18 protein-coding genes are annotated in these 17,988 nt (G+C 45.3%); 5 read left to right on the forward strand and 13 right to left on the reverse strand.

The window, feature by feature from the left end; genetic code table 11:
* Positions 1-9 precede the first annotated feature (9 nt).
* Positions 10-894: an ethanolamine ammonia-lyase subunit EutC gene (gene eutC / locus R7190_RS09120; RefSeq protein WP_054701512.1), complete on the reverse strand. Its 885-nt coding sequence runs from the start codon at positions 892-894 to the stop codon at positions 10-12.
* The gene (locus R7190_RS09125; RefSeq protein ID WP_047102789.1) at positions 887-2,299 is read right to left on the reverse strand and encodes an ethanolamine ammonia-lyase subunit EutB; all 1,413 of its coding nucleotides are present in this window, start codon (positions 2,297-2,299) and stop codon (positions 887-889) included. The genes eutC and R7190_RS09125 overlap by 8 nt, the downstream gene beginning before the upstream one ends.
* A gap of 184 nt (positions 2,300-2,483) precedes the next feature.
* On the opposite strand from R7190_RS09125, the gene R7190_RS09130 reads away from it, so the two are divergent.
* Positions 2,484-3,434: a helix-turn-helix domain-containing protein gene (locus tag R7190_RS09130; RefSeq protein ID WP_005373973.1), complete on the forward strand. Its 951-nt coding sequence runs from the start codon at positions 2,484-2,486 to the stop codon at positions 3,432-3,434.
* A gap of 44 nt (positions 3,435-3,478) precedes the next feature.
* Here the strand turns inward: R7190_RS09130 and R7190_RS09135 are convergent, their stop codons facing one another.
* Positions 3,479-4,006 (reverse strand): TetR/AcrR family transcriptional regulator, encoded by a 528-nt coding sequence (locus tag R7190_RS09135; RefSeq protein ID WP_005373975.1) that lies wholly within the window; start codon positions 4,004-4,006, stop codon positions 3,479-3,481.
* 122 nt (positions 4,007-4,128) lie between these two features.
* On the opposite strand from R7190_RS09135, the gene R7190_RS09140 reads away from it, so the two are divergent.
* Positions 4,129-4,350: a hypothetical protein gene (locus tag R7190_RS09140; RefSeq protein WP_017635120.1), complete on the forward strand. Its 222-nt coding sequence runs from the start codon at positions 4,129-4,131 to the stop codon at positions 4,348-4,350.
* 98 nt (positions 4,351-4,448) lie between these two features.
* Here the strand turns inward: R7190_RS09140 and R7190_RS09145 are convergent, their stop codons facing one another.
* Positions 4,449-4,820 carry a VOC family protein gene (locus R7190_RS09145; protein ID WP_005373979.1) on the reverse strand — a complete coding sequence of 124 codons (372 nt, stop codon included), beginning with the start codon at positions 4,818-4,820 and terminating at the stop codon, positions 4,449-4,451.
* 59 nt (positions 4,821-4,879) lie between these two features.
* On the reverse strand, positions 4,880-5,770 hold the full coding sequence (locus tag R7190_RS09150) for a LysR family transcriptional regulator (RefSeq protein ID WP_005388706.1): 891 nt from the start codon (positions 5,768-5,770) through the stop codon (positions 4,880-4,882).
* Positions 5,771-5,879: 109 nt separating this feature from the next.
* On the opposite strand from R7190_RS09150, the gene R7190_RS09155 reads away from it, so the two are divergent.
* Positions 5,880-6,491, forward strand: a complete 612-nt coding sequence (locus R7190_RS09155) for a LysE family translocator (protein ID WP_047102790.1) — start codon at positions 5,880-5,882, stop codon at positions 6,489-6,491.
* Positions 6,492-6,621: 130 nt separating this feature from the next.
* Here R7190_RS09155 and R7190_RS09160 read toward each other — a convergent pair whose 3' ends face one another.
* The 3 genes from R7190_RS09160 to R7190_RS09170 form a co-directional block, all read right to left on the reverse strand.
* Complete coding sequence (locus R7190_RS09160) at positions 6,622-6,831, reverse strand: hypothetical protein (RefSeq protein WP_080257663.1); 210 nt, start codon at positions 6,829-6,831, stop codon at positions 6,622-6,624.
* Positions 6,832-6,936: 105 nt separating this feature from the next.
* The gene (groL, locus tag R7190_RS09165) at positions 6,937-8,535 is read right to left on the reverse strand and encodes a chaperonin GroEL (RefSeq protein WP_047102791.1); all 1,599 of its coding nucleotides are present in this window, start codon (positions 8,533-8,535) and stop codon (positions 6,937-6,939) included.
* 33 nt (positions 8,536-8,568) lie between these two features.
* The gene (locus tag R7190_RS09170) at positions 8,569-8,859 is read right to left on the reverse strand and encodes a co-chaperone GroES (RefSeq protein ID WP_005373989.1); all 291 of its coding nucleotides are present in this window, start codon (positions 8,857-8,859) and stop codon (positions 8,569-8,571) included.
* Positions 8,860-9,126: 267 nt separating this feature from the next.
* On the opposite strand from R7190_RS09170, the gene R7190_RS09175 reads away from it, so the two are divergent.
* A complete protein-coding gene (locus R7190_RS09175; RefSeq protein WP_025768015.1) occupies positions 9,127-9,477 on the forward strand; it encodes a rhodanese-like domain-containing protein in 351 nt (116 codons plus the stop codon).
* A 96-nt stretch (positions 9,478-9,573) separates the two neighbouring features.
* Here the strand turns inward: R7190_RS09175 and R7190_RS09180 are convergent, their stop codons facing one another.
* From R7190_RS09180 to R7190_RS09195, 4 genes are all read right to left on the reverse strand, one after another.
* Positions 9,574-9,972 (reverse strand): GFA family protein, encoded by a 399-nt coding sequence (locus R7190_RS09180; protein WP_005373991.1) that lies wholly within the window; start codon positions 9,970-9,972, stop codon positions 9,574-9,576.
* 252 nt (positions 9,973-10,224) lie between these two features.
* A complete protein-coding gene (locus R7190_RS09185; RefSeq protein ID WP_005373992.1) occupies positions 10,225-10,488 on the reverse strand; it encodes a DUF3012 domain-containing protein in 264 nt (87 codons plus the stop codon).
* 194 nt (positions 10,489-10,682) lie between these two features.
* Positions 10,683-11,702, reverse strand: coding sequence for a type 2 isopentenyl-diphosphate Delta-isomerase (fni, locus tag R7190_RS09190; RefSeq protein WP_005388695.1), 1,020 nt, complete (start codon positions 11,700-11,702; stop codon positions 10,683-10,685).
* 238 nt (positions 11,703-11,940) lie between these two features.
* The gene (locus tag R7190_RS09195; protein WP_005373994.1) at positions 11,941-13,740 is read right to left on the reverse strand and encodes a cation:proton antiporter; all 1,800 of its coding nucleotides are present in this window, start codon (positions 13,738-13,740) and stop codon (positions 11,941-11,943) included.
* A gap of 440 nt (positions 13,741-14,180) precedes the next feature.
* Between R7190_RS09195 and R7190_RS09200 the strand changes: the two genes are divergently transcribed.
* A complete protein-coding gene (locus R7190_RS09200) occupies positions 14,181-16,844 on the forward strand; it encodes a DUF2339 domain-containing protein (protein WP_054574522.1) in 2,664 nt (887 codons plus the stop codon).
* Positions 16,845-16,932: 88 nt separating this feature from the next.
* On the opposite strand, the gene R7190_RS09205 is transcribed toward R7190_RS09200, so the two are convergent.
* Positions 16,933-17,973 (reverse strand): flagellin, encoded by a 1,041-nt coding sequence (locus tag R7190_RS09205; protein ID WP_186585500.1) that lies wholly within the window; start codon positions 17,971-17,973, stop codon positions 16,933-16,935.
* Positions 17,974-17,988 lie beyond the last annotated feature (15 nt).

The raw sequence follows: 17,988 nt of genomic DNA on the forward strand, positions 1-17,988 counted from the left end.
TAAATCCTTCTACTTTGATGAAATTAAAAAGTTGTCGCTGTGTTTATCTTCAACGCTTGCGCCACTTGGCTCATTGATATCGGAGCGATCTTTCAGATTCACTCCTGACAGTTGTAATTTTCGAGCCTCCTTGAGCAAGTAAAATGCGCGTTCACAGGCATCGTCATAGTTGAGCCCCTGAGGGCGCACATTGGAAATGCAGTTTCTTTGGGAATCTTTAGAGCCTCGTTTAGCCCCCCAAGTGAGATACATACCCATGCTATCCGGAGAAGTTAGGCCGGGTCTCTCTCCAATTAAAACCAGCACGGCCTTGGCGTTAAAACATTCACCAACATCATCCCCTACCGCTACTCTTCCTTGCTTTACGATTGTGATAGGTGCGAATTTCCATTGATGTCCATCATCAGCGCTTAAAAGAGAAATCAATCGAGTAACAACAGGCACGGCATGGTTTTGAATTGCGACGGAAGAAAGTCCATCAGCAATAACAATCGCAAGATCAATGTCAGCGTTATGCTCATTTGCTATCGAGTTGAGCGTTTGCCAAGAAGATTCATCGAGTTGCCTTCCTAAATCGGGCCTTTGCAGGTACATAATCCGATCACTCACTTGGCTGCTCACTACCACTGGAGGCTCTAAGGTATTTTCAAGAATCGAGTAAGAGTCCGACAAACCAGCAACGAGAGACTCAATATTCAAACTGCAATGCACTGCATCCATAGCTTGGGCGTGATCCAGCTGAAATGAGAGTAACTCGTTGGTTGGTACACTGTTCCCGCTACGACCCAGAGCGATCCGAGCAGAGGTGAAGTCGCGTAACTTGCCCCACGGGTTGTGTGTGACAACTTCAGACTCATCTTGTGGGGACTGAGCAATGGTGATTACTTTACCCATGAGAATACCCCTTATTCAGTTGGTTAATTGCTCCCGAAAACGAGCGAGAGATTTGCTCACTTAACCGAACGTCTTGCACGCTCTCGAAAATCTGCATCTCCATTAACCATTGTTCAAACTCTGGTGCTGGCTTCAAACCGAGTACTTTTCTTGCGTAAAGGGCATCGTGAAATGAGGTAGTTTGATAGTTGAGCATGATGTCATCAGCCCCTGGAATACCCATGATGAACGAGCACTCGGCCACACCTAATAGTGTCAGCAAGTTATCCATGTCATTCTGATCGGCATAGGCATGATTGGTGTAACAGATATCGCAACCCATAGGTAAACCAAGCAACTTCCCACAGAAATGATCTTCAAGCCCAGCACGAATGATCTGTTTGCCATCAAACAGATACTCAGGGCCAATAAACCCAACGACAGTATTAACCAACAAAGGATCGAACTGTTTCGCGACAGCATAAGCGCGGGCTTCACAAGTCTGCTGATCGACCCCATGAAATGCATTAGCAGACAGCGCTGTACCTTGTCCGGTTTCAAAATACATCACATTGTTTCCTACACTACCTCGATTCAAAGACAACGCGGCTTCATGGGCCTCTTTCAAAATCGACAAGTCGATTCCGAAGGTATCATTCGTCCCTTGCGTGCCGCCTATCGACTGAAAAACGAGATCGACTGGTGCGCCCATTTCAATGGCTTCGATCGTGTTCGTGACATGAGTTAACACACAAGACTGAGTCGGTATTTGATAGTGTTGAATCACCTCATCCATTAAGTTCATTAACTTAATAGCTTGAGGTACATTATCTGTTGCCGGATTGATACCGATAACCGCATCGCCATTTCCGTACATCAGACCATCAAAAATGGTCGCTGCGATACCGTTGAGAGAATCAGTGGGATGATTCGGCTGTAAGCGAGTAGACAGGCGACTCGGCAAACCAATCGTATTCCGAAAAGCCGTGACAACTTGGCATTTTTTAGCAACGAGAATCAAATCCTGGTTGCGCATAATCTTACTGACTGCGGCCACCATTTCTGGTGTTAAACCTTGACGAATTTTAGCCAACGTTTCACCATCGGCTTCTTCACTCAGCAGCCAATTTCGAAAATCTCCGACCGTCAAGTGCTCAATCGGCTTAAAGGCTTCAAGGTCATGCGTATCGATAATTAGGCGAGTGATATCGTCGCTTTCGTATGGAATAACCGCCTCGTTAAGAAACGTTTTAAGTGGTAACTCAGACAGCGCCATTTGTGCGACTACACGTTCTGCCGCTGACTGAGCACAAACCCCGGCTAACGCATCGCCTGAGCGCTCCGGTGTCGCTTTCGCCATCAAGTCAGCTAATGACTTAAAGGTATAGACTTTACTTCCTTGTTGCCGACGATAAGTTGCCGTCATTGCTCTTCCTCTTCACTATTTGGTTCGCTTTTTGCTGAACTATCAATAAGCTTTAAGAAAGTATTGCCAAATGTGTTCCGTAGCGTTATCAAAAACTGGCAACATTTATAAACCAATAATAAACAATGAGTTATGTAAATACTGCTCCAACATGACTCACAAAAAAGGAATGAGCATCACAAGGATGAGTAACCAAATGCCCCAAACTGCACCAATGCTGTGCATCCATCACACTAAGGATGCAAACCAACAAGCTGCGAGTCTGATAAACTGGCAACAGGAATATGACCAACTCAGCGATGGTCGATTTTTAGGTCAAATTCGAGAACGACGATTTCCCAATTTCCATGTGTTTCGTGAAGACAGTAACCGCTCGCTAAGACAGCAATGCAGGGTTGAAGAGGGAGGTATTTGGTTGGGTTTGAGTGCGGAAAATAAGCCGCTACACCTAAATCACAGTCAGTTTAATTCAAGCCAACTTTTGCTTAGGCAAGGTGGCGCTGATTTTGAGTTAATGACACCGGAGCAGTTTTCTATCTATGGAATAGTGCTCGACAAAAACTTCGTTCACATCATAGAAAATCAACTTGAGCTTGGGAGTATCCAAAACAACACATTACACTTAACGGGTTTGACGGAAAAACACATTCAACAACTTAAATACTACTTAGGCACGTTACTTGGTTCCGCCGAGCCAAGATGGTCTGAAACCACACATCAAGCAATCTTAAAAGATATTGTGCTGGAGTTGTTCTCACTCAGTTCACTGCACACGAGCCATCCGATATCAATCTCTCATCGTCAACACGTGATGCACCGTATAAAACAACAGCTACAGGATCTAGACTACCGTACACCGATAACCGTCAGTGAACTGTGTGACGCAGTACACGTCAGTCGTCGCACACTACAGTACACCTTTGAACATTGCTGTAATACTTCCCCAAAGCAGTTCATACATCGAATGCGCCTGAATCAAGTACGTAGAGTGCTACAAAGCCCTGAAGATAATCGAACAATTGCAGAAATCGCTTTTGACTTTGGTTTTTTCCATCTCGGGCAGTTCAGTCAAAGCTACAAGCGGCTATTTGGTGAGACGCCAACTGAAACGAGAAAATGGGAGCCCAGCAAATAAAATGACAGGCAGTATATTCTTTCAGATCCTGCGTTGGGGCCATGTTATGCAGTCGCAATGATTTGCTGAAACTTAGCATGAAGCTCTTCAAGTGCCGCTTCAACATCCGGTTCTGCACGGCTCAAGTGCGAGATTAACGTCATAAAATAGCAGTCAAAAATCAGCGGTATTTTTCCCTCAAGGACGGAGCTTCCGTTTACAGATTGAAACAAAGCTTGGTTAAACGACTGATAATAATCCAAATCCCAAATCACTTCTTTCAACAAAGCTCGGCTCAGCTCAACGTTCGCAAAATAGTAGCGATAGTATTTCTCCGTCAGTGCCAAACCAATGTCGATATCGGTTTTACCTTCCACACTGACTAGCGTTTCTTGGCTGATCTGTTGCAGTTGCGCCAGCATCCCTTCGCGCAAAATCGACAGTTTAGTCGGGAAATGGCTAAACACTGTACCATCGGCTACTCCTGCTTCTCTCGCTATCTGCCTTGTGGTCGTCATGTCATAGCCATTTTGAGCAAAAGATGCCCATGCGGCTTTTAGAATTTTATCTCTGGTTTGTTGTCGCTTCGTCATTGATGTGTCTGCTTAATGAGCCTGAAAGGATCATACCTTGCGTGGTTGAGATTGACAAATTGAGCGCGCTCATTTATAAAATTGAGCATGCTCATTTTATATAAAAACAAAAGGAATCGCTCATGTACGTATTAAACAAACTAGGCCAAGGATTGATTTTCTTCCCGACCATCTTCTGCTTTTCGTATATTTTAAGACCGATATTAATGGTCATCCTTATTCCAGGAGGACTCGCACTTTTGGCGTTAATCGGTGGCGCAGAAGTCAGAGCGGAACTCAAAGCCATGCTGCTTGAGGAGTTTTTTGGCGTTAGCCCATCGCACACCACCTCGAAAAAGGCGTGAGTGCGCTACAAACGTTGGCAAGGCTAAGTAAAAAAGAAAACGCGCAGATATCGAGATCTCAATACCTGCGCGTAGATGTGGTGAAAATAAGACTGGCTTTAGTCAGTATTCATGTTCTGGCCAATTCGCCATAAAACGCCACTAGGGTCAAACAAACAACATTCGCGCATGCCCCAAGGTTGCTCGACTAGCTCTGTCAAACGCGAACCAAATTCCTCATGACCCACTTTGGATAAGTGCTGATGCCAACTTTCTGCGTCTTCTACGAGCAAGTGCATCATGAAGTTATTGCCGTGTTCTGGCTCATAAAAATTCTGTAAAAGAAACGCGCAGCTACCTTGAGAGAAGTATGCTACATCACCGAAGTCCGACGCCATTTCAAAGCCAATCGCCTCATAAAAACGTTTTGATAGCGCGTAATCTTTCGCCGGAACAAATGATTTGATTTCAACAATATTGAGGTTTTCCATTTCCAATTTCCTAAGCCTTTTTCCATAAAACTGACTGACGTAATCTCGCTCTATGCCTTCTATTCGCCTTGCGTAATCTGCTGTGATGACAGTGGCACACACTCTGCCATTTGCGTTTGTAACCACGTGATAAATTTATGTTCGAGTTCTGTACGCTTTTTATCTTGACTCAATAAAACGTAATTGCAACTTGATGGAGAAAACCCAAATGGTGCGACCAAATTACCACGCTTAATATCGTCCATGACAAAAGGATACGATCCCATTGCGACGCCTAAGCCGTCCACCGCTGCTTGTATGCAAAAATAAAAATGCGCGAATGATTGCTGAGTGTTGCCGTTGAAAGTTTCACAACGTGTTGATTGCTGCCAATCCGCCCAAGCATTCGGTCTGGTTTGGCTATTCAACAATCGAGCTGCTTTCAAATTGTCTTTAATGGATTGCCAATACTCAGGAGAAAATACCGGCCCCACCCACTCTTCCACAAGAATGGTTTTGTCGTAATCGTGATGCTGCGCAAAATCGTCTCGACGAATCGCCATCGAAAGCCCAGTTGATCCTAATGTTACCGGGCCACCAGCCGTCGACAAACGAACATCAGCACGGTGTTCATCATTAAACGCGGCCAACCTTGGCATCAACCAGCGCATGGTTAATGTCGGTTCACAAGACACTTCAAGATGCTGATGCTTCTCTTGAATAAGCGTATTCACGCCTGTTTCTAGCGTTTGGAATGCCGTTTCTGTGTATGTCTTGAGTAATTCGCCTTCTGCCGTCAACACGACTTTCCTGCCCTCTTTGAAGAACAAAGGTTGAGACAGATATTGCTCAAGTTGCTTGATCTGCTTACTCACGGCTCCGTGAGTAATGTTCAGTTTGTCAGCCGCTTCAGTGTAGCTTGAAGAACTCGCCGCAACGTGGAAGACATAAAAAGATTTCAGGTGACGCATCTGTGAGTTTTTCTCACCAATATGGGAATATTTTTCGATTATAGTCAGTAATAAAGACACCTACAATTCCGCTACATCCCAGACTTCATCATTCAAACAGGAAATCGATATGGAATTTGTAACTCTTGCGTTATTAGGTGTGCTTATTGTCATTAGCCCTGGCGCAGACTTTGTTTTGGTATTAAGAAATAGCTTAAATCAAGGACGAAAAGCAGGCGTATACAGTGCGATTGGTATCAGCATGGCGATAAGCATCCACACCGCTTACTCCATGCTGGGGATCAGTTACTTAATTTCACAAAATGAATGGTTGTTTAATCTCGTGCGCTATCTTGGAGCCGCTTATCTTGTCTACCTTGGGATTAAAGGAATATTCTCCTCGCAACCTGCATCAAACTCAGAAACCGTTCAACAGAGCGAGTATTCAATGTGGCGATTTTTCATGCAGGGGTTTCTGTGTAATTTACTCAATCCCAAGACGATGCTGTTTTTTCTGAGTATTTTTAGCCAAGTGATTTCTCCCGACTCTAGTCAGCAACACATCGCCTTGTTCTACGGGATTTATATGATTGCGCTGCATGGTATTTGGTTTTCTATCGTTGCTGTTTTATTCACGTCACCCCAGCTACAAGCTTTCTTGTTGAAGATTAAGCATCGACTCAATCAAGCATGTGGGGCGGGATTAATCATTTTCGGCGCGATGCTGGGCTTAAAAGTGTAGTACGCTTGCGGTCCGATTACCCCAATTCAAATTGATCATTGAACAAGTGGCTGTAATCAAATAAAAATCTGCATTATCAATACCTTAAATTAGAAAAAACAGCCAACGTGCGCTGGCTGTTTCGATGCAGTTAATGAATGACCCGAGCGTCCCCTTTAAGTAACTGAGACAGATCGATAGTGAATATCGTCACTGTCGGACGTTTAGGCAGAGCATTTTCGATCGAAAACTCTGGCCCAGCTGGAACGAGGGGGAAGTGAATAGCAGTCGGCCACTTTGACGAAGCTTCATTACCGCCCGGCTCAGATATTGAGAAAGAAAACGCAGGTAAACGGGTCATAACACTTACCTCAAATGACTGATTAGCGGGCTCAAGCGAGCCCGCTTAGGTTTTGCAATGTTATTGTTATTTTAACGCTTACTTAATCACTAACGATTGATGACGTTAGATATCAAGTTCTTTGTCTTCAACGTGGTTGGTGATCATCGCTTCAGTGGTGATCATCAAGCCAGCAACAGACGCTGCGAATTGAAGCGCTGAACGTGTTACTTTCGCAGGGTCCAAGATGCCCATTTCGATCATGTTGCCGTATTCACCTGTTGCAGCGTTGTAACCGTAATCGGAATCACCAGCTTTGACAGCGTTCGCCACAACAGAAGCTTCGTCACCTGCGTTAGTTGCGATTTGACGAAGAGGCTCTTCCATTGCACGTAGCGCAACTCGGATACCCACGTTTTGGTCATCATTGTCGCCTTTTAGATCCGCCAATTCTTTCGCGATCTTAGTTAGGGCAACACCACCACCAGCAACAATACCTTCTTCAACCGCTGCGCGAGTAGCGTGTAGCGCATCGTCCACGCGGTCTTTCTTCTCTTTCATCTCAACTTCGGTTGCAGCGCCGATCTTGATCACCGCTACGCCGCCAGATAGCTTCGCAACACGTTGTTGAAGCTTATCTTTGTCGTATTGAGAAGTGGTTGTTTCGATTTGTTTTTCAATCGAAGCCACACGATCAGCAATCGCGCTTGCTTCTGCTGCGCCACCCACAATGGTTGTTGTGTCTTTGGTAATGGTCACTTTCTTCGCACTACCTAGTTGCTCTAACGTTGCTTTTTCGAGCTCTAGGCCGATTTCTTCAGAGATGACCGTACCAGCAGTTAGTACCGCAATGTCTTCCATCATCGCTTTACGGTTGTCACCAAAGCCAGGCGCTTTCACCGCGGTCGCACGCACGATGCCGCGCATGTTGTTCACAACCAATGTCGCTAACGCTTCACCTTCGATGTCTTCAGCAATGATCAATAGCGAGCGAGAAGATTTCGCTACTTCTTCTAGTACAGGCAATAGCTCGCGGATGCTGCTGACTTTTTTGTCCACCAATAAGATGTATGGGTTGTCTAGCTCGACGCTGCCATTTTCTTGGTTAGTGATGAAGTATGGCGACAAGTAACCGCGGTCAAATTGCATACCTTCAACCACAGACAATTCGTTGTCTAGACCTTGGCCTTCTTCCACCGTAATCACGCCATTGCGACCCACTTTTTCCATCGCTTCTGCAATGATTTCACCGATCGCGCGATCGCTGTTTGCAGAAATGCTACCCACTTGGATGATGGATTCTTTGTCGCTGCATGGCTTAGACATTTCACGTAGTTTCTCAACCGCCGCTTCAGTGGCTTTGTCGATACCACGTTTTAGGTCCATTGGGTTCATGCCAGAGGCTACCGCTTTAAGACCTTCATTGATGAAAGATTGCGCCAGTACAGTAGCCGTCGTTGTACCGTCACCCGCTTCATCATTCGCTTTGGACGCCACTTGTTTCACCATTTGTGCGCCCATGTTTTCGAACTTGTCTTTCAGTTCGATTTCTTTCGCTACAGACACGCCATCTTTGGTGATGGTTGGCGCACCGTAAGATTTATCAAGCACAACGTTGCGGCCTTTCGGGCCTAGTGTCACTTTTACTGCGTCCGCCAGTAAGTTCACACCTTTCAGCATTTTTTGACGTGCGTCATTAGCAAATAATACGTCTTTTGCAGCCATGGTTATCTCCTCAAAAAACTACTACAAAAATAATTACTCAACGATTGCTAACACATCAGATTCGGACAGAATTAAGTATTCTGCGCCGTCAATTTTCTCGGTTTTCACGCCGTAACCGTCATTGAAAATGATTTGGTCGCCCACTTTGACTTCCATCGCAGCGCGTTCGCCATTTTCAAGACGTTTACCTAAACCAACAGCAATGACTTTCCCGCGGTTTGATTTTTTCACCGACTGAGAAGTTAAAACGATTCCCCCTTCAGATTTATTTTCCACCTCTTGTCTTTCAACAATTAGCTTGTCATTTAAAGGACGAATTTTCATTTTTAAGTGCCTCCTACTTGGAACCAAAAATAAAAGACAAAATAAACATCAAGATGGATTTGCGAGTCGACAGCTCGCTTTCGATGAAAATAATAAGGTCGAAAAATGAGAGTTCAAGAGGTGAATTTGATAAAAATTTTTTATTAAATTAAATAAAATTTTCTATCGAATTATCGCATTCACAACCACTTAGCATCTCTTTATGATGGAAAATGTGCTCAATCAAATCTAGAGTGGTTACGTACTCTTAAAAAGGATAATCAAACAATGAAAAAGGCCGTATCTCTATTTCTTGCAACGTTATGCGTTGGCTTCCTCTCACCCAACGTGTCAGCTTCTGAACGCGCTGAACAAGGTTGGCAATTGATTGACGAGGGCGCGATGATTGTCGATGTGCGCACGCCGCAAGAGTTTTCTGAAGGGCATTTGGATAATGCCGTCAACTTCCCTTTATCTGAACTTGATAAACATTTTCAAGACGTCGATAAAGATCAAGCTATCGTGTTGTACTGTCGCAGTGGTAACCGCTCTGGCAAAGCGTATCAATACTTACAATCGCAAGGCTTTACGAATCTGCACAATGCAGGTGGCTTTGAAGAACTACAAGACGCCAAATAGTCGTCTCCGTTCTAATATACAAAGTAAAAGCACAGAGCGCGTCGCAAGCGTATTGTAACGCGCTCTGTTTCTAAATACTTATCTACAACAACTCTACTATCTGGGCCCTGCATCAAATTGAGTCAGGTTATCCGATATCTCGATCCATGGCGCTTTCGATGCGACAAAAATATGGAAATCAGGCTTGTGAGAAGGTGTGTCATCCAAGATACCAAGGCGAATATTGACGATCCCATTGTTCTTTTTCGAATACAGACTTGATCCGCAGTGGCGACAAAAGCATAGCATGGTATTTTCGCTTTTCTGATAAGTTTGAATATCTTCTTTCCCTTGGATAATAAGCAATTTATCCAACGCAATACCACCGGCAGATGAATAGTCAGAACCTGTGAACTTGCGGCATTCAGAGCAATGGCAATTTCCCATGTACTTGAATTCATCTGCCACTTCCAACTTTACCTTGCCGCACAGACATGAGCCTTTTAGTACTTCCATTTGAATTCCTTTTTGTTATGAATCTAATTGAATTAGATGGCTATCTCGACACCATGCCACTGCAATACGAAAAATTAAAGACAGGCAATACAGGTTTTCAAAAATGAAACGAAAATGTAAAACATTCCATTCAGAGGGAAGTGCGCTCGACACGTGAAAAATCGAGCTATTTTAGATACAAAAACACCAAGCAATAACGCTTGGTGTTTACCTCACAGAATGTCGCCTCAGAAAAGGCGCTTTCCGCTGTGCTTAAAAAATGCAGTGTTTAGTAAAGCTGGTCGCTTCGTTTGCAGTCCAGTCACCTTTCGGCTTATCTTTCAGGTTTTCACACCATTGCTCGCTGCCGACACCATCTTGCAGAACACAATGCTTTGCAAAGTCTACCGCGTTGTCTGCTGTCCATTCTGTTTTTGGCTTATCGCGCATGTCGTTACACCAGCCTTCAGTGCCCACTTCATCACTACAAGCGGTCAAAGCAGAAGCCGCCAACATCAGCATGACTAGTTTTTTCATAAATTTAAGGTTCCAGTTGCAAACAATAGTAAAATTAAACTCAATCTCTTCAACACATGCCCATTCAAGTGTCTGAATAAAGGCGTCACTAGCTGAAGTGACTTTTGTATCAACTATAACGAAATTATCAGTCTACGTGTTAAGACACCGAAAAATTATTGAGCGACTCTGTGTAAAGCGCGCCATTCTAAAAGCTATAGGCAGCGCGCTTTTGTTAGCTCACCAACCTTAAAAGAGCCAGTACCAAAGCACGCTAAACGCAGCTCTAATGCCATTTGTTCAAAGTGATCGACGACAGACTGCGTGCTGATCGTCGCAGCTTTTAATACCGCACCAGCTTGCCCAATGAGATTAGCACCCAAATGAATGGCTTTCGCCGCTTCAAGTCCGTTATGAACACCTCCCGAGGCGATCAAGGGTAATGTAGGATGCAGTGCGCGGATTTGAGCCAAACATGTTGCTGTAGGGACACCCCAATCGCGGAAAAGCTCGGCTGCACGCTGCATTTTCGGATTATCTTGGCAATACCCTTCAACCGCACTCCAGCTTGTGCCACCCGCGCCCGCAACGTCAATTGCATCCACACCAGCATCAATTAATCGCTGCGCAACGTGTCCGCTAATACCAAAACCGACTTCTTTGATAATGATAGGAACCTTCACGCGAGATTTAAGCATCTCAATTGCCTGGAAAACACCAACCCAATTGTGGTCGCCATTTTTCTGAAACGCTTCCTGCATTGGATTAACGTGCACAAACAAGGCATCGGCTTGAATCGCCTCAACCGCACGTTGCGCATTATCGAGTTTACCTTTATCGAGCAATTGAGCGGCTCCAAGATTGGAATACAACGGTACTTCTTTCGCCAACTCACGAATGGTTTTACCCAAGCCCGAATGCTGACTTTCTTCTAAGCTAATCCGTTGCGAGCCCACACCCATGGCAATACCTAATTCACTTGCTGCTTCAGCTAAACGACAATTGATCGTTTCTGCGTCTTTTGCTCCGCCAGTCATCGAGCTAATCAAAAACGGTAGCGCTAATTGATGACCAAGAAACTCTGTCGATAAATCGATCGCGTGAAAGTCACATTCTGGCAGCGCACAGTGTTCAAACTCGACAGACTCAAAACCCGCCGTTTTATGCTTCATGCTCATATCATGATGTAAAACAGCATCTAGGTGTAAATCTTTTCGGTTAGTTTGCGGAGCCATAATGTCACCCTAAAGTAAAACAGTCGCGCAGTATTGCGATCCTTATCAGTAACGTCAATGCGAATTTTGTGAATTTGCCGGATTACTTTTCCGAAACGAGTAATGAATCTCGACTGCCCCTGACATTATAAGAAAAGAAACTCGCTTTCCGTTTTAAACAAGCCGGCAAGTTTCTCTTCAAATTGAGATAATCAGCGTACGATACCCATGATGAAAATGGATCACATTGCTCTGTAGTTTACTTTACGCTGTCCGACAGAATTAGCGACACAACAGTGCTTGTCGTCGTTGGTTCAAACTGTTCGGGATCATCACAGAATTGAATTTTTCCTTTTTCTTCTACATGGAACAGCGGTACAACTGAACTACCTTTGTGATGCGCTAAATAATCTTGATACGTGAAGTTATCGCTCAATTTCGTGTGTTTAACCTCTGCACCACGACTTAACATACTGGCTAGCTGGGTATAGCTTACATTGCCGCCCATCAGCAATTTACCATGGTACTCCTGAGCCACGGAGTGCTTCTCGCTGCCATTGCCGTTGGTTTTCACTTTTTGTAAGCAGTGAACTTTATCTTCCCCAAACTCGTCGACGAATTGCATGCAAGCCATAATGTTGAAATGCTGATCGGGCGTTAATGCAACCACTTGTCCAACTCCTATCAAGTTCAAGTTGTCGTCCGCGTGACTAGAAATAGGGTTGCCGTAATAGTAATCCAATCCCAACATACGAACCTGACTGATGTACTCCCAGTTTGAGTCAGTCATTAATACGCGGCGGTCATAACGCGCCAGCGCCTGCCCTATTTCTCTTGCTACTCGGTTAGCACCAATCAACAAGAAGCCGCGTGGTGCTGGCTCTGCAACGCCCAACGTCAGCGCTACAGGACGTGCCGTCGCACTTTGTAACACGACCGTTCCTATAATCACCATGAAGGTCATAGGGACCAGTAAAATCGCTTCATCAATGCCGTATTCAGTCAATTTGATCGCGAAAAGAGACGAAATCGAAGCAGCAACAATACCGCGCGGTGCAACCCAAGACAAAAACAGCTTATCTTTGAGACGCAAGTTGCTGCGGAAGGTTGAAAGAAAAATCGATAACGGACGCGACACTAACTGCATAAATACAAACAACAATAACGCACCGCTACCTAGCGCAGCAAAATCATCCAGACTGATTCGAGCCGCAAGGAAGATGAACAATCCGGTGATCAGTAAAATGGTTAAATGCTCTTTAAAATGCAGAATTTGCTGAATATTGATGTCTTTAGCGTTTGCGAGCCACATACCCATTACGGTGACGGTTAGTAACCCAGCTTCAGACTCAATGTGGTTAGAGACCGAAAATACACCTAGAACCACCATCAAAACCGCAAATGGCTGCAAATATTCCGGTAGCCAAGAACGACGCATGATCGTCGCAACTGCATAGCCTGAGGCCGCACCTAGCATGACACCGACAGCAATGATCGTCCCAAACACTTCGACGCTATTTATCGCACTGTGAGATACGATAAACTCGTAAACCATCACAACAAAAAGCGCACCGAGCGGGTCAATCAAAATCCCTTCCCATCGCAAAATGTTAGCAAGCGTACTGTTAGGTCTTACGGTTCGTAGAAGTGGCACGATGACCGTCGGCCCTGTTACTACGGTTAAGCTGCCAAACAACATGGCAAGCTCCCAAGTAAAGCCGAGGAAATAGTGTGTTGCGATACTGGTCGCTGCCCACGAAATGATCGCCCCGATGGAAACAATGCTCCATACCGAACCACTCACGCCACGAATTTCTTTAAAATTTAAGGTCAAACTGCCTTCAAATAAAATCACTGCCACCGCTAAAGAGACCAACGGAAAGAGCAAATTACCTAATATCTCATCAGGGTTTAACCACTGCATAAATGGCCCGACGATCAGCCCTGCCAACAACAAAAATAAAATCGCTGGCAAACGCAATCGCCAAGCTAACCATTGGCAACCTAAACCAATAACCCCAACCGCTGACAGCACCAGCGCTTCATTACCCACTTGCATCAATAATTACCTGTTTTTGTCTTTTTTCGCGTGAATGCGCTATACCCGAATACATTCAGCCTTACGGTCAAATAGAAACAACCGAACGTGCAAATCAAACGACTGACCTTCGATGACATCGCTACGAAACGCACATGTTTGAAGTCATTTGGCGATCGCATCAGAACTATGAATATAGTTGACCCCCAATGACTTAACGACTCATTTTTGTTCATCAGGTTTTAAAGTGGCACACAAGTGTGCGACTTTGTCGAATTCATCATTACGCATTGAGTTTCATTATGTAGAATGATTTCTAAAGAAAGCGCGGAACCTAGCACTATATGAGGCTAAGGCATAGAGCATGAACTAAGCTTTAGCGTAAGTGCTCAAAGTTAAGAATCGTGGGTCACGCGACGTACGCAAGGAGAAATGGATTGTACGTAATACTAGCACTGTTCATGGCGTGTCTCGCCATCCTCATCGGAGTGAAAGCCGCCAACCGAGCTGCACTTTTAGAAAAAGAACTAGCCAAACTTCGTGAGGAAGTCACATCACTACGAGCCAGTGTCCATGGGGGCTCAAACCCACAAGTGCACCAACAATCCAGCATCGAAAAAGACACACCATCTGTAGCGACGCCACCTCACATAGAATCACAACAGAAAAATGTCTCATCCTCTGGGGAACATGATCCAGCTGCCAACCTAGACTTGGACCAGAGCGCTGCGAATCAAGGGTACGCCCAGACAAGAGAAGTGCAACTGGATGTTTTTAGTCAAGAAAATGAGTCATTCCTTCAGAGTAAAGTTCAGAGCCTGCTTAGCAACATTCAAGAAAATTGGTTGGTTTGGGTAGGCGCATTGGCCATGCTGATCGGTGGAGGTTATCTCGTACAGGTGATTGGTAGCCACATCCAGTTTTCGCCATTTATGCGAGTATCCTTTGCCTTTGTGATCTCATTACTTATGGTGCTTGTTGGCGAGTGGTTTCACCGTAAAGAACAACAGAATCCGCAACGGGCAGCACGAGCCCAAGGCTTTACGTATGTTCCTGCTGCCGTTACCGGTACGGGATTAACGGGCATTTACTGCACCGTCATTTTTGCCTTTGTGGTTTATCAAATGCTAACGCCGAGTATCTCGTTGATCATTTTGGCTTCAGCCGCATTTTTCAGTTTAGCATTATCATTGCGACAAGGGCCGTTAATGGCCGTGCTTGGCTTAATTGGTGGCTACACAGCACCACTGTGGATTGGAGGTAGTGAACCCAACTACTTTTTGTTAGCCGGATACATCTGCGCGATTTCGTTCGCGGCGACCTTATTGATGCAAAAAGTGCGTAGGGCATGGATTACGCCAAGTATCGCGATTCCACATGTCATTTGGATGTTGCTGTTAATTGAGAGTGTACCAACAGAACTGTTGTTCTCGTGGCTCGCGATTTATCTCTCCATCACTTTGTATCTCATTTTCGCGGTTCCGAGAATGGGTTGGATGCTCAATCCTCGCTTTCGTCACTATCAAAGCAAGTGGACAAACTCGCCGACCGCTACCGCTCTCGCAACTGCTTTATTGACCTTTTCTGCCGTCACCAGAATGCCGGAGCTGAACACTCTACAAATGGCGTACTGTTATACGCTGCTTGTTGCGAGCATCTGGCTACCAGCACTTCGTACAGGCTGGTCATTACGTGTATTTTTGCCATCCATACTCGTCTCGGCAACCGCGCTAATAGTTCTTACCATCGCTTTTGATGCGCTGTATATGGTAGAGCGAGAAGCTAGCATCCTATTCGCATTGGCGGTGAGTATTGCGCTGATCTGCTATCGAACATATTGCCAATCACTTAGTGACCGTTCGCAACTCAGTGGGCTGCTTCTGCTGGTACTGGCTCCCGCGATGAGCTTAATTACGTTGCTTTATGTTGACGAATTTATGCAAGGCTACCTGTGGTATTGGACTACCTTCTGCGCATTGATGGCCACTTACTATGTTGTGCTTGGTCAGCGTGCACGTTCGTTGGCATTAGAATGCTCTGCCGTTATGCATGCTTTAATCGTAGGTATCGCTTTTGTTTGGTTGAGCGATACTTGGTTAACAACAGCAATCTCAATACAAGTTGCGATAATGGCCTTACAGGCTCAAGTCGGGTTATTTCGACCTGCGAGTTGGGCGATTAAAGTGGCAATGGGAATACTGGTTATCCGACTCACGCTGCTACCTTTCATACCCGAATGGCAACCGGTAGAAGCTGGGCATTGGGCTTGGGTTCTTGTGAGTTATATGCCTTCTCTCTTCATCTTGTCTTATGCTCGTTCAACACTAAAACAAGTGGACCGAGAACTGACCAACTGGTTTGAAGGGGCGTTTTTACATGTATTCTTAATGGCATTGTTCACCCAAACTAACTACTGGTTAACGGGGCAATATGGTTACTTGGGGCACATCGACTTCACAAGTGCGGCAGTCTTTGCCAATCAAGCATTAGTTATGGGTTTGGTATACAGCTACCGCAGCCAATTTGCGCAACGCTTAAGCCGTATCTACGAAATCTATAGTTACTTGCTTTGGTGCGCGTTCGCTATATTGATTATTTTGCTTAATACGGCAGAATCGCCGTTGGTGACTGATAACGTCTCGGCACAAGCACTTCCCATCTTTAACATGCTGAGTATCGGCTGGCTGTTACCAGCTTGCATCCTGCTTATCGCAACGTTTAAGCGCTGGAATACGTTGCAAGTTCATCGATTTGCGATTGCTAGTCTAGGCTTTTTACTTGCAGCCATTTGGTTGGGGATGTCTATCCGTCAATTCTGGCAAACCACATCGATGATGCTGTATCAGCCAACCAGCATGGCAGAGTTGTTCAGTTATTCAGTGGCTGGCTTGCTCGTAGGTGGATTGCTGACTTGGCGCGGCGTGACCCAACAGGGGCTGATGATGCAGCGTGTCGGTCTAGTGGTCCTTGCCTGTGTCGCACTGAAAGTATTCTTATGGGATGTGAGCTCTCTGGATGGGTTCTGGCGAGCGATAAGCTTCTTAGGCTTAGGTGCGTCTTTGATAGCACTTGGATGGCTATTCCAGAAATTGAATCGTTCGGTGGCAAAAGCTCTCGAGCCCTAGACGAGTCGAAGAGAGATTCCCGACAGTGCGCTGTTTTCGTTATTGGGGGACGATAACAGTGTAAAGCCGGGAATCATTGGAGTGTTCGTTACTTCAGTAAAGCGACCACAGTATGACGACGCACGTTTGCTTGCGCATTCAATGCCTGAAAAGTCGAAGTAAACTCGCCAGACTTTTGCATGAATCCATCCAGTTTTGCATTCACCTCATTGACTGAAAGCTGTGCGGTTTTGGTTTGGATAGAACGCATTTGAGTATTCAGTTCACCATGAAAAGCTTTCGCTTCCTGCAAGCTCGTTTGAACTTGTTTCAGATGCTGATTTACTTTGGCAATCGTCTGCTTGATGCCGTCGCGTGAGCCTAGATCAAACCCGAGCTCCGCAATACCATCTGGCTCAGACTTTAAGTTCAAAACGTTAGGCTGTCCCGCAGGGAATCGGTGCCCTTCCCCCGTTACCATCACCTTTTGCTGCATTTGTTGATAAGCGTTGTCTCTGGCTTCAAATAAAATGCTGCCATCATCGGCTAATGAGGCTCGCATTCCTAACGCAATCAAGCTGCGATCCAGCATTTTGACCGTTCGCTCACCGTCTGATTGTCCATCAAACTGAATCATCACCGCTTGACCTTGAGGAAAATCCAAACGGATTTGCTCGGCCTTGTCGCTTAAGCGATGAACATTCAAACCTGGAATAGAAAAGCGACGAATATCCGCTTTATCCAGTTTTAAGTGCAGTTCGTTATTTAGGACTTTCTGGCCATCGAAACGTGCTTGCTCAACGACTTTTTGGATGGTGGCTTTAGAGCGAACCAATGTATCCTGCAAACCAGGAACATTTTGTACGCCTTGATTAATAGCTTGCGTCAAACCACGTTTAATTTGCGTGAGCTCTTTGCCAATCACCTGCAGCGATTTGGACGCGATCTGAACCGCCGTGGCTTGCTGCTGACCCTGTGTAAGCTGAATACCAGATACAGAGTAGGCTGACGCAGTGTCAGCCTGAATTCGCCCCGGGCGCGGTTTAATTGCCGTACTTGAGTCTGCAGAACGGGTCGGCATGATAGAGGCTTGTTCTTGTCCACCTAAGCGTATGCTATGGGGTCTAACCTCTACTGTACTCATTACCATAAAAAGAACTTCCTA

The organism is Vibrio sp. 1078-1, from assembly GCF_033340475.1.